We start from the raw sequence: 11,159 nt of genomic DNA, 5'->3' as shown, positions 1-11,159 counted from the left end.
ATCGCTTCGGTGTGTTCGCTCTGTTCTCCGCCCGCACGGTCCGCTCGATCGCTCCGGGTGCGAGCGCGTCGACTTGGTATCGAAACTCGGTGCAGTAATCGAAGTCGCACTCGTTACTCGGTCCCGAGGACGGATTGTATCCGGCCGATCGGCTCCGGAGAGCCGACGAAGACCGGCACGCGTTCGTGCAGACCGTTCGGGTCCCGCTGTCGGAGCCGGTTCGGTGCCGTGTCTGTATCGGCCTCACTCCCGACCGTGGGACCGTCGATCGCTCGGCCGCCGGCAGTCTCGACGACGTGTGCGATCGGATTCGCCTCGTACTGCAGGCGCAAGACACCGTCCGGTCGGCGATCCGTGCCCGGATAGCAGAGCACCCCGCCGTGTTCGAGGAGCGTCACCACGTCGGCGACTGCCGCGCCGCAGTACCGCAACCGTCGCTCGGCGCGGAACGAATCGAAGAGATCCAGCAGGGTCGGCGACAGGTCGTCGCGGCGGCCGGAGTAGCCACAGACGCCGTTGATCTCGTCGCCGGCACCGTCCGCGACACGCTCGCTCGCGAGAGAGACCCGGTGTGGATCGGTTCGCTCACCGTCCTCGTCGACCCGATACCGAACCACGTCGCCGTCGGCCGCGACGGTCATCGTGACAGTCGGCCCGAAGATCACGATTGCGCTCGCGACGAGGTCGGTGCCGCGGGCCGGCAGCGGCGCGTCGTAGATCCCTAGGACCGTCCCGATCGGGGCGTTCGCGGCGAGGTTGTCCGAGCCGTCGAGCGGGTCGATGGCGACGCCGTACCCGTCGCCGCAGTCGAGCGCGTCGGTGCGTTCCTCGCTCGCGTAGGCGCCGACCGCCTCGAGCGACGCGATTGCCTCGCGAAAGCGGTCGTCGAGCCACCGATCGGCCGCCGACTGATCGTCGCCGGTCGGGTTGCGTTCGTCGGTCGCCCGGTCGTCGTCACCGCCAGTGGCGGCGGGAGCCGTAGCGGCGTCGCGGTGGCCGCGCAGACGCGGCAGTTCGGCGGGCACGTCGGCGGCGACCGCCGCGACCGCGTCCAGGATCGGTTCGTGGTCGGCATCCGAATCGACCACGGTCATAGCGCGCCGTCAGCCGACGCGCCCTCGAATATCACTCTCTCGAGGGCGTCGAGGATCCGTTCGGGGTTCTCTCGCTGCCAGACGTTTCGACCGACGGCGAGCCCGCCCGCACCGGCGTCCATGGCAGCTTCGACCGTCGAGAGGAACTCGTAATCGCTCGTCTTCGACCCGCCGCTCAGGACGACCCGGACGTCGCCGGCCGCGTCGACCGCGTGTGCGAGCGCCTCCGGACTGCGCGGGTACTTCACCTTCGCGATGTCGGCGCCCAACTCGAGTCCGATCCGGGCCGCGTAGGCGATGACCTCGGGACTGCGGTGTTCCTTGATCGCCTGGCCGCGCGGATACGACCACATGGCGACGGGGCGGTCGTGCTCGCGCGCTCGTTCTTGGACCGCGCGGAACTCCTCGAACATCTCCGGCTCGCGGTTCGTGCCCGGGTAGACGGTGTAGCCGATCGCGTCGGCGCCGGTCTCGACGGCGCTTTCGACCGACCACGTCCGCGGCGAGTACGGTTCTCCTTCCCAGAGGCTCGAGGTCCCGTTGCACTTCGCGAGCAGGGCCACGTCGTCCTCGTAGGAGGGGTAGTACGTCTCGGCGAGTCCCTTCTGGACGGCCAGCGCGGTGACCGCGTCGTGGGTCGCCATCTCGAAGACCGTCTCCGGATCGAGCCGATCCTCGACGCCCTCGAACGCCGTCGGCCCGTGCTCGAGGCCGTGGTCGTGGGCAAGGATGAGCGATTTCCCGTTTCGACTGATCGGTGTCTCGTCGAACGCTTTCATGTCTCGTCCCATTCGAACCCAGTGATGAATTGTTTTCGAATATGATTGTTTCCGATCGATACTATCGAATTAAGGTCGCCAGTGTTCACTGAGTGACATCGGCCGTGACCGATCCCAAATCCGGGAGACGGGAGTAGCCATCGCGTTCGAACCGACGCCGGTTGTGAAAGCAATCCCGACACCTATCACACTCGCCGTGATTGGGGCAGGTATGCCTCGGGACGACACCCTCGCTGGCGTCGACTCGCGAACCGTCGAAACCGACCGCCTCGAGACGCACTACCTCGAGTCCGGCGGCTCCGGTCGAGCCGACGAGGGCGAAACCGTCGTCTTCCTCCACGGCAACGTCTCTTCCTCGCGGTTTTTCGAAGACGTGATGGCGGACCTCTCGGGCCGTCACCGAACGATCGCGCCCGACTTGCGGGGGTACGGCGATTCGGAGACGAAACCGGTCGACGCGACGAACGGGCTCGGCGATTTCGAGGCCGACCTGCACGCGCTAGTGACCGAACTCGACCTCGCGCGCCCGTTCGTTCTCGTCGGCTGGTCGAACGGCGGTGGGGTCGCGATGCGGTACACGATCGATCACCCCGAGGCCGTCTCCGACCTCGTCCTCATCAACCCCCTCTCGCCGTACGGATTCGGCGGCACGAAAGACGTCGACGGAACGCCCTGCTTCGACGACTACGCGGGTTCGGGCGGCGGAATCGGCAACGACGACTTCGTCGCGGGACTCGCCGACCGCGACCGGAGTGTGGAGGGCCAGACGTCCCCGCGAAAGGTCCTCCGAACCTACTACGTCGACCCGACCCACACGTTCGACGACGACCGCGAGGAATCGTACCTGACCGGGATGCTCGATACGGCGACCGGCGACGAGAACTATCCGGGCTCCTCGAACCCGAGCGATAACTGGCCGGGTATCGCCCCGGGCGAAACAGGTGTCAACAACGCCATCTCACCGAAGTACTGCGAGCTCGAGGCGATCACCGAGATCGACCCCGACGAGAAACCGCCGATCACGTGGATTCGCGGCGAGGACGACCAGATCGTCTCGAACGCCTCGCTGTTCGATCTCGGCACGCTCGGACGAATGGGCGAACTGCCGGACTGGCCCGGCGAGGACGTCTTCCCGCCCCAGCCGATGGTCGACCAGACCCGCGCGGTCCTCGAGACCTACGCCGACCGCGGCGGCGAGTTCGAAGAGGTCGTCTTCGGGAATACGGGCCACACGCCCCACGTCGAAGTCCCCGGGGACTTTCTGGATCGCCTCGAGTCAGTCGTGGACGGCTGAGGCCGGACCGGGCATGACCGCCGCGATTCGCAGGCCCGTTTTGCCTACGACCTCGCGTTTTGCGCCGGGGTCGCGTCCGCTGCTCGCTCTTCCTCTGCTTCGTCGGTCGCACCCTCGCTCCGCATCGATCGCAGCGTCGACAGTCCGCGCTTCCGGGTCACGCCCTTCGAGATTCTGACGCCGTCGAACGTGCCCTCCCATCGGTCGTCGCTCGCGCCGAGGTGATCCATGTAGTACGCGAAGGCGCCGAGCCACAGGAGTGTGGCCGTGAGTGCGAGGAAGGCGACCGCCGAGACGACGGTCGACGGACCGAGCGCACCGACTGCGATACCGGCGACGACGTAGACGAACGCGGCGATCACCATGAGGACCGTGATCGTCGCGAACATGTCGTTGACCGCCGTCACCCGGGCGTTGTACTCGATCCACCGCCCGTAGCTCCGGAGCAGTCGCACCTCGAACCGGTCCGCGTCGGCCGCGGGATCGGTTCGAGCCGTCGCGAGCGCGGCGTCGACCGCGTCGCCGTCGATGCCGCCCCGGAGGTTCGAGGCCGTGTACGTCACACCGGCGAGCCCTGTCGAGACCAACAGGAGGAGCGCGCTGGCGATCGTAAAGGAGTTGATGAAGGGCGCGATGTCGAGGTCGGTCTGGACGACGATCGATCCGCCCGTGACGACCAACCCGATCAACAGGAGGTTCGCTTTCAGGATCTCGATGGCCTTCTCGTCGATCTCCCGTACGCGCTCGACCTGATAGTCGAACGTCGTCCGGAGTTCCTCGCGGGCCAACTCGAACGTCTCCCGGTCGAAGTCGGCCCGCTCGTCGGCTGCGTCCGACTCGTCGAGGCGAGCCGCGTCGTCCGTGACCTCCGGACCGCTCATGGGCCACCCTTTCCCGCCCCGGCCGTAAATCTGCCGGCGTTCGGTTTCGAACGGAATGCCGTCTCGAGTCCGAGCGATTCGATCGACGGGGCGACGGTCTCACGCAATGCGGAGGCTCTCTCGGTCCGCACCGGCCAGTTCGACCAGCGCGTCGGCCTCGAGCAGGTGACACTCCCCCGGAACGACGAGCAGATGCAGCGGATCGCCGAACTCCCGGTCCGCGAGTTCGGCCATGGTCCCGGCCTCGACGAGCGGGTCGGGGCTGCCCGCGCGGGCGACGACGACGCCCGCGAGGTCGGGGTACTCCTCGGCGATCAGTTCCGCACCGACGTCGGCGGTCATGTACTCCTCGCGCTCGGCCTTAATGTCGAGGTAGACGACGGTATGTAGTCCGTCGTCCTGATTGTCATCGATCGTTTCGGTCACGCTCGCGGGGAGCCCGTCCGCGCCGTGGGCGTAGGGAAACGGCAGCGTCGTCGCTTTGCCGAACCGGTAGTTCTGTAGGCCTGTCAGCGAACTGGTGGCGGTCTGGGCGGTGACGCCGTGGATCACGCGCGTCTCGATCCCGCGGTCGTGAGCGCGCAGCCGCAGGTCGACGTGGGTCGTCGAAATCATCGTATCTCCGGCCGTCAGGAAGGCGACGTCCTCGGTTTCGGCTGCCGCGAGCATGTCGTCCGGTTCCTGTTCGACGCCCGCGCGGTCCCGGACCTCGATCTCGATATCGTGGGCGGCCTCGAGGTCGTCGACCGTCGTGCCGATCAGTTTGCTGGTGTAGAACTCGGCGTAAACGCGGTCGGCCGCCTGCAGGGCGTCCCGGCCCTCGACGGTGATCGAGCTCTCGTCGTAGAGACCGAGGCCGATGAAGGTGAGCATAGCCGCCCGTAGTCGTAGCGCTCGGAATACGTTTTCGAGACGGCGCTCTTCGCCGGGCTCGCGTCCCGGTCAGAACCCGATGTGCGAGGTCGATGACGGGCCGCCCTCGTCGTCCCCCTCGTCGATCCCGCCCTCGTGGGCGAAGGTGACGTCGTCGTCGGTCAGGTAGACGACGCCGTCGTCGACGCGTATATCGACGGACGGCAGCGTCGTGTCGGCCGCCTCGCCGTTATCGCAGTAGCCCGAACAGGAGTCGAACATCGAGCCGTGTTTCGGGCAGATGACCTGCCCGTCCCGCATCGCCGCGCCCCGGCCCGTATCGAGACGCTGGGACTCGTGGGTACAGCGGTTGATCCAGGCCTCAACGCCGCCGTCGGGAGCGTCAGCGACCGAGGGCTCGGAAGGCGCGGAGCGCCTTCCGGTGTCGTTGGCCGCAGGCCGACTGCTCGTCGAACCGTCCTCAACACTGTCTTCGCAGGGAACGAGGATCACCTCGTCCGGTTCGCCGTACTGGTCTCGAATCGTGAACAGCCACGACCGACTCTCGTAAACCGTCTCGACGGTCGTGAGCCGCGTTCGCACGCTCATCGCGAGCGAGTACGCGTGCCGAACGGAAAATGCTCTCGACGGCCGCGTTCCGATCGACACTGTTCTCGCCGAGTCACGGCAGCGGGCCGCGACTCGAGACGGCACCGCGGACGGCCCATCAGAGGGTGAAAGCGAGCGGGAGTGCCGGTCGGATTATCAGCACGATCACGCCCGCGACGAGAGAGACGAGGCCGGTCCCGACGGCGATCTCCTCGCCCCACGACGGGAGACGCTCGATCGTGACGACGCCGGTCAGCGCGACCATCCAGACGAGGTTCATCTCGCCGACGACGATCATCACCAGGAAGAAGAGGCCGAAGCAGGTGCAGACGCAGCGAATGCCGTGATACAGGCCCTCCCGGACCGCTCGCAGTACGCCGTCGAGATGGGCCGGGACGTTCGCACAGCACGTCCGCAGGTACGACCGTTTGAAACTCGAGCACTGGTAGAGCCCGGTGAGGACGAGGACGCCGCCGATGACGGCGTGGGTGTGTGCACGGGTGAACCCGTAAATCCCGCCCGGAAGGATTCCGTCATACAGGAGCGGTACGACGGCGGACGCCATCCAGACGGCGTAGTACCCGCCGAGAAACGCGACGAGCGCCCGCGTCGCGCCGATAGCCGACCCCTGATACGCGGCGGCGTACGATCGGGTGAACCGCGTCATCGCCGGCTGCATCATGGCCCACATCATCACGCCCCACACGACGGCGTACCCGAGTACCGCCTTGAGCGTCCCGACGTGGAAGGCGGCGCGCTCCATTGCCCCGGGCGCGGCCATCGGGATTCCGGCGTCCGTCATCAGCCAGCCCATTCCCGGCATCGGGACGTGGCCGCCGTACAACAGCAGCCACCAGAGCGCATCGAGAGCGAACATGGCCGCAACGACGGCGGTCGTTCGATCGAGATCGACGGAGACGAGACCGGTCGCCCGTTCGATCCCGGACCGGAGCGACGCACTCATCCGGTGATCACCTGCCCGAGGGCGGAACGGGTCACCGACCGTAGTTCGTCGCGGGAACGACGAAGCAGCCGTCTTGACCGACAGACGAGTCGCGACGGCATTATTCGGGAACGTCGTAGCCGGCTTCCTCGATCGCGTTACGGACACGGGGTTCCGCCGACGGATCCCCGTCGATCGTTACCCGACCAGCCTCGGCGTCGGCCTCGACCCGGCCTACTCCGGGCACCGCCGTCACCGCGCCGGTGATCACTATCTCACAGCCTTCACACGTCATTGCGGGAACCTCGAGCGTGTATTCGTCCATTCTGCATCCGGACAACGCACCGATGGAATATAAATTGATTAATTACTGATATCTTCTGTACTAAACGGTACGGAAGACTAGCACCGATTCAGATCGCGTCTCAATCTCATCGGAGTCGCGGCTGATGGCCGCGATTTCGGTTGACTCATCGGCGAGCGGCTGAACGACCGTCTCGATACGACACGAGCATCCGGGTCGGCGAGTTCACTGAGCATCCACATTCGATATAGCGACTATCGATTTATTTGAAGTGAGTAGCCTCGAGCGTCCCCGCGAAAACGTCAGCGTTACGGCGGCCCGCCGGCCAGTTCGGATATGGAAGTTCCGTGTGTCCGCGTCGCGCTCGAACACGGCGAAGCGACGCGTGCGGCGCTGGCCGACGCGGACCTGATCGACGACGGGTACGAAATCGCTGTCGAGGACAGCCGGATCTACATTCCGATCGCCGATCCCGACGGTGTCAGTGATGTCCTCGAGGCTCCCGAAATCGTCCCGCGGACGGTCGCCGAGCGCGAGAGCCAAACCACGCCCGCGGATCTCCTCGCGTTCGAGCCCACCTACGAGCGACTCGGGCGAGCCGCGCTCATCGACGAAGACGATCCCGACCGTGCGCGGGCGATCGCCGACGCCATCCTCGAGTCCGATCTCCCCGTCGAAACGGTGTTGAACAAGGCCTCGAAGGTCAAAGGCGAGACGCGGGTCCGGGACTGGGAGCTGCTCGCGGGCGAGAACACCGAAGTCGTCCACCGCGAGTACGGGTGTGAGTTCCTGTTGGACCTCTCCGACGTGTACTTCTCGCCGCGGCTCGCGACTGAGCGCCACCGCGTGGCAGAACAGGTGACGGCGGACGAGCACGCCTTCGACATGTTCGCGGGCGTCGGCCCGTTCGTCGTCCCCTTCGCCAAACGCGGCGCGGAGTGCGTCGGCGTCGATATCAACCCCGAGGCCGTCGACTACCTCCGCGAGAACGCGCGCCGAAACGGGGTCGAGGACCGCGTGACCGCTATCAACGACGACGTTCGGACAGTCACCACCGAGTACGAGAACTGGGCTGATCGGATCGTGATGAACCTCCCGCACAGCGCCGACGACTTCCTCGAGTCGGCCGTTACCCTCGCCGGCGACGACTGTACGATCCACTATTACGATATCCAACACGAGGACGACCCCTTCGGCCCGGGCGAACGCGCGATCCGCGCGGCGGCCGACCCCGACTACGAGGTCACCGTCGAAACCCGCCACACGGTCCGGTCGTACGCCCCGCACGAACTGAACGTCTGTCTGGACGTGCGACTCGAGCGATAACCGGGTCTCAGGGCTCGGTTCTCGAGACGCGTAACGCCCTCACACGACCGGATCGATTCGCAACCCTTATGGCCAATATCGGCCCTACGAATAAACGCACTCGAAGCGACGTGCCGGTGTAGCTCAGACTGGCAGAGCGAATCCTTCGTAAGGATTAGGTCGAGGGTTCAAATCCCTCCACCGGCTTCACTCCTCAGTTTCAAAGCTTCTACCTGCGGGTCTCTAAACTTCCTGCAGAAATACGTCTTCACACAGTCCGAACCGCAGGTTCAAAGCTCATTCTCATGGCTTGCCTCTTGCGACGAACATCCATGAGGGGCACAGCAAGCCCTGGAAGATTTGAATCAGGGAGCAGTTTCACGTGGCTGTGACCGTGGTTTACCATTCCCTCCACCGGCCTACCGGCACTTCGACGTTCACCTCAGTAGCCGGCCCTGTGAGTCGGTAGCCGGTCTGCTTTCGTCGAGATCCGTTGCAATGAGGGGTGGGCTATCGTGATCGGTACGAGAGCCACCGCTCGAGTCTCGGTTTCGTCTCGCGTGAGACGGCACTCGAACAGGACGGCGACGAGCGCAACTGTTAGTCTGTGGGTGATTTGGGGAGTAAGCCCGGCTTTGCCGTCTCGTCTGCGAGTACGGGAGAGCTGCCGATAACGGCGATAAACCAAATATGGCGATAGCAAATGGTGATGAACGAAAATTCTGTGATACTATGCTGAGTTGGAACGACAGGGGCTTCGAGTACGACGGCGGAGAAGTCGATCGAGTTACACAGAGATTCGCTTTAAGCGATTCGAGACCGGCACACGCAGTTCGGAACCGAGCGCCCGCAGTCAGTAAAACGTCGACAGCGCGAGGACGACGGCGAGAACGAGGACGGGGTAGTCGGCCCGCGAGAAGGAAAGCGGCGGGAGCGTGGGGTTCCACGCGAAACACCGCGCTTGCAGCGCGAGCGAGAGGCGATCCGCTCGGTCGAACGCCCGCGTCAGCCCGAGGATAGCGGTCGTCCCGGCGCGGTCGACCGCGCCGCGTTCGGTTCCCAGCCGAGCGGCCATCGCCTCGCGGATCGTCCGGAGGTCGCCCCGAAGCACCGGGAGGAACCGAAAGACGAGCGCGACGCCGATGCCGAGTATCTGGCCCGGCTTTCCGGGAACCGTCCGCTGGATCGCCGCTCGAGAGTCTCGAACCGGCGTCGAACGCACGTAGGCCGCGCTGACGAGGAGGATAAGTAGGACCCGGTAGCTCGCAAGCCCCGACGCGAGGGCGTCCGATCGATCGATCCAGGGCGGGCCGAACGTGGCCCCCGCGATCAGGGGTGCGAGCGCGAGGACGAGCAGGGCGAAGCGGTAGGCGACGAGGGTGCGGCGAAGCGGGACGTTCGCCGCGGCCACCGCAATCGCGGTCAGCGCGGAGAGGACGAGCAGCGCCCGCGGCGTCGTGTGTGCCAGCGCGGTGGCGGCGAACCCGATCTGGACCGCCAGTTTGGTCCGGGGATCGAGGCGGTGGGCGACCGTTTCGTCGGGTTCGAACGTCAGCATCGCTTCCCTCCCGTGGGCCGCGTCGATCGCGTCGGTCGCGGCGATTCGTCCCGTTCGGTCATCGGTCCGGAACGCGAACCGCGAGGTCTTCGAGGTCCCCCAGCGCGTCCTCGAGCGGTCCGTCAACGGCGACGCGCCCGTCTCGCATGGCGATGACGCGGTCCGCGAGCGCGGAGACGTCACGGAGGTCGTGGGTCGCGAGCAGGATTCCGGTGCCGTCGGCCGACAGCGACTCGAGTCGCTCGAGTACCGATCGGCGCGCGGGTTCGTCGAGCCCGGTGAAGGGTTCGTCGAGGACGAGGTGGGCGGGGTCCATCGCGAGCGCGCCCGCGATCGCCACGCGGGACTGCTCGCCGCCGGAGAGCGTCTCGATCCGGTCGTCCTCCCGACCGGCCATGTTGACCGCCTCGAGTGCGGTCGCGACGCGGCGGTCGATTGCCTCGCGTTCTAGCCCGAGGTTTTCGGGGCCGAAGGCGACGTCTGCCCCCACGGTCGCCGAGACGAACTGATCGCGGGGGTGTTGGAAGACCATCCCGACGTTCGAGCGGGCGGCGATCAGGTCGTCCGCGACGGGTGTTCCGTCGACGAGGACCGCGCCGGAGTCGGGCGTCAACAGGCCGTTGCAGTGGCGCAACAGCGTCGTCTTCCCGCTGCCGTTTGCCCCCGCAAGCAGGACGAACTCGCCGTCGTCGATCGTCAGCGATACGTCCTCGAGGATGGGGATGTCCTCGAACGCGTGGGAGACCGACTGGAACTCGATCATCGGGTCGTCACGATCGAACCGGCGTGATTCGGCCGGACCTGACGATGGCGACCGCCGCGGCGATCTTGAGGAGTTCGCCGGGAATAAAGGGGAGCGCGCCGGCCGCAATAGCCTCCCATGCCTCCATCTCGAGGAGCCACGCCATGTAGGCAGTCCCCATCCCGTAGATTACGATCGTCCCCATGAGGAGCGCACCGATCAGGACCGGGAGTCGAACGGTCCGCAGATCGCGCAACGCCGGTCCGCGGTGGACGATGAGGCCGATCAGCGCCGCGGCGATCGGGTACGACCACAGGTAGCCGGCCGTCTGCCCGATCAGGATGCCGAGCCCGCTGTTCATGCCGGCGAAGACCGGTGCGCCGGCGGCACCCGACGTGAGGTATAACAGGACCGAGATCGGCCCCCAGACCGGACCCAAGACGAGCCCGGCGAGGAAGACGAACAGCACCTGCAGCGTGATCGGAGCCGGCGAGAGGGGGATCGGGATCGACACCAGTACCGACGCCCCCATCAGCGCCGCGAGCATCGCCGCCCGAGCGAACTGCCGGACGACGGCATCGTCGACGGGATCGACCGAGTTCCGTTCCGTTGCCATACCCTCGCTCTCTCGTAAACCGGGATCAATACTTCGGTTTCCGAGATTATCGGAACGGACGTTGACACGTCCGCTCGAGTCGCCCCTCGAGTCGGGCGACGAGGCCGGTCGAAACAATGCGCTTCCTCCCAGTTGTATGGAGCGTTGCGGCCATCGTCGGTCGCGCGGAAACCACCTCCTTT

General features: G+C 66.0%; 12 protein-coding genes and 1 tRNA gene. 3 read left to right on the top strand and 10 right to left on the bottom strand.

The window, feature by feature from the left end:
* Positions 1–113: 113 nt before the first annotated feature.
* Together FEJ81_RS05030 and FEJ81_RS05025 are read right to left on the bottom strand one after the other, a co-directional pair.
* Positions 114–1,094, bottom strand: coding sequence for a class 1 fructose-bisphosphatase (locus tag FEJ81_RS05030; protein ID WP_138244248.1), 981 nt, complete (start codon positions 1,092–1,094; stop codon positions 114–116).
* On the bottom strand, positions 1,091–1,873 hold the full coding sequence (locus FEJ81_RS05025) for a class I fructose-bisphosphate aldolase (RefSeq protein WP_138246717.1): 783 nt from the start codon (positions 1,871–1,873) through the stop codon (positions 1,091–1,093). Before FEJ81_RS05025 ends, FEJ81_RS05030 begins: the two co-directional genes overlap by 4 nt.
* Before the next feature lie 211 nt (positions 1,874–2,084).
* Here FEJ81_RS05025 and FEJ81_RS05020 point away from each other — a divergent pair, with 211 nt between their 5' ends.
* Complete coding sequence (locus tag FEJ81_RS05020) at positions 2,085–3,167, top strand: alpha/beta fold hydrolase (protein ID WP_138244247.1); 1,083 nt, start codon at positions 2,085–2,087, stop codon at positions 3,165–3,167.
* Between the two features lie 44 nt (positions 3,168–3,211).
* On the opposite strand, the gene FEJ81_RS05015 is transcribed toward FEJ81_RS05020, so the two are convergent.
* From FEJ81_RS05015 to FEJ81_RS04995, 5 genes are all read right to left on the bottom strand, one after another.
* Positions 3,212–4,048 carry a hypothetical protein gene (locus tag FEJ81_RS05015; RefSeq protein ID WP_138244246.1) on the bottom strand — a complete coding sequence of 279 codons (837 nt, stop codon included), beginning with the start codon at positions 4,046–4,048 and terminating at the stop codon, positions 3,212–3,214.
* 99 nt (positions 4,049–4,147) lie between these two features.
* The gene (gene dph5, locus FEJ81_RS05010) at positions 4,148–4,921 is read right to left on the bottom strand and encodes a diphthine synthase (protein WP_138244245.1); all 774 of its coding nucleotides are present in this window, start codon (positions 4,919–4,921) and stop codon (positions 4,148–4,150) included.
* A 69-nt stretch (positions 4,922–4,990) separates the two neighbouring features.
* Positions 4,991–5,509: a Rieske (2Fe-2S) protein gene (locus FEJ81_RS05005; protein WP_138244244.1), complete on the bottom strand. Its 519-nt coding sequence runs from the start codon at positions 5,507–5,509 to the stop codon at positions 4,991–4,993.
* A gap of 118 nt (positions 5,510–5,627) precedes the next feature.
* Entirely contained in the window at positions 5,628–6,473 is an 846-nt protein-coding gene (locus FEJ81_RS05000; RefSeq protein WP_138244243.1) for a DUF2182 domain-containing protein, read from the bottom strand.
* A gap of 100 nt (positions 6,474–6,573) precedes the next feature.
* A complete protein-coding gene (locus FEJ81_RS04995) occupies positions 6,574–6,777 on the bottom strand; it encodes a heavy-metal-associated domain-containing protein (RefSeq protein ID WP_138244242.1) in 204 nt (67 codons plus the stop codon).
* Positions 6,778–7,092: 315 nt separating this feature from the next.
* On the opposite strand from FEJ81_RS04995, the gene FEJ81_RS04990 reads away from it, so the two are divergent.
* The gene (locus FEJ81_RS04990; RefSeq protein WP_138244241.1) at positions 7,093–8,082 is read left to right on the top strand and encodes a class I SAM-dependent methyltransferase; all 990 of its coding nucleotides are present in this window, start codon (positions 7,093–7,095) and stop codon (positions 8,080–8,082) included.
* Between the two features lie 112 nt (positions 8,083–8,194).
* A tRNA-Thr gene (locus FEJ81_RS04985) sits at positions 8,195–8,268 on the top strand.
* A gap of 646 nt (positions 8,269–8,914) precedes the next feature.
* Here FEJ81_RS04985 and FEJ81_RS04980 read toward each other — a convergent pair.
* The 3 genes from FEJ81_RS04980 to FEJ81_RS04970 are packed head-to-tail and all read right to left on the bottom strand — an operon-like array spanning position 8,915 to position 10,977.
* Positions 8,915–9,619, bottom strand: a complete 705-nt coding sequence (locus FEJ81_RS04980; RefSeq protein WP_138246716.1) for an energy-coupling factor transporter transmembrane component T family protein — start codon at positions 9,617–9,619, stop codon at positions 8,915–8,917.
* Positions 9,620–9,677: 58 nt separating this feature from the next.
* Positions 9,678–10,382, bottom strand: a complete 705-nt coding sequence (locus FEJ81_RS04975; protein ID WP_138244240.1) for an energy-coupling factor ABC transporter ATP-binding protein — start codon at positions 10,380–10,382, stop codon at positions 9,678–9,680.
* Between the two features lie 7 nt (positions 10,383–10,389).
* On the bottom strand, positions 10,390–10,977 hold the full coding sequence (locus FEJ81_RS04970; RefSeq protein ID WP_138244239.1) for a biotin transporter BioY: 588 nt from the start codon (positions 10,975–10,977) through the stop codon (positions 10,390–10,392).
* Positions 10,978–11,159: the final 182 nt, after the last annotated feature.

It is taken from the genome of Natrinema versiforme (genome assembly GCF_005576615.1).
GTDB classification, from domain to species: domain Archaea; phylum Halobacteriota; class Halobacteria; order Halobacteriales; family Natrialbaceae; genus Natrinema; species Natrinema versiforme_A.
Note: the sequence above shows the minus strand (reverse complement) of the source record. Positions and strands in the feature narration are given on the sequence as shown.

What these genes read in the sequence shown, in the direction of transcription:
- FEJ81_RS04990 (WP_138244241.1), top strand. Translation starts at nt 7,093, where the DNA reads ATGGAAGTTCCGTGTGTCCGCGTCGCGCTCGAACACGGCGAAGCGACG.
- FEJ81_RS05015 (WP_138244246.1), bottom strand. Translation starts at nt 4,048, where the DNA reads ATGAGCGGTCCGGAGGTCACGGACGACGCGGCTCGCCTCGACGAGTCG.
- FEJ81_RS05005 (WP_138244244.1), bottom strand. Translation starts at nt 5,509, where the DNA reads ATGAGCGTGCGAACGCGGCTCACGACCGTCGAGACGGTTTACGAGAGT.
- FEJ81_RS04975 (WP_138244240.1), bottom strand. Translation starts at nt 10,382, where the DNA reads ATGATCGAGTTCCAGTCGGTCTCCCACGCGTTCGAGGACATCCCCATC.
- FEJ81_RS05020 (WP_138244247.1), top strand. Translation starts at nt 2,085, where the DNA reads ATGCCTCGGGACGACACCCTCGCTGGCGTCGACTCGCGAACCGTCGAA.
- FEJ81_RS04980 (WP_138246716.1), bottom strand. Translation starts at nt 9,619, where the DNA reads ATGCTGACGTTCGAACCCGACGAAACGGTCGCCCACCGCCTCGATCCC.
- FEJ81_RS05000 (WP_138244243.1), bottom strand. Translation starts at nt 6,473, where the DNA reads ATGAGTGCGTCGCTCCGGTCCGGGATCGAACGGGCGACCGGTCTCGTC.
- FEJ81_RS04970 (WP_138244239.1), bottom strand. Translation starts at nt 10,977, where the DNA reads ATGGCAACGGAACGGAACTCGGTCGATCCCGTCGACGATGCCGTCGTC.
- FEJ81_RS05030 (WP_138244248.1), bottom strand. Translation starts at nt 1,094, where the DNA reads ATGACCGTGGTCGATTCGGATGCCGACCACGAACCGATCCTGGACGCG.
- FEJ81_RS05025 (WP_138246717.1), bottom strand. Translation starts at nt 1,873, where the DNA reads ATGAAAGCGTTCGACGAGACACCGATCAGTCGAAACGGGAAATCGCTC.
- dph5 (WP_138244245.1), bottom strand. Translation starts at nt 4,921, where the DNA reads ATGCTCACCTTCATCGGCCTCGGTCTCTACGACGAGAGCTCGATCACC.
- FEJ81_RS04995 (WP_138244242.1), bottom strand. Translation starts at nt 6,777, where the DNA reads ATGGACGAATACACGCTCGAGGTTCCCGCAATGACGTGTGAAGGCTGT.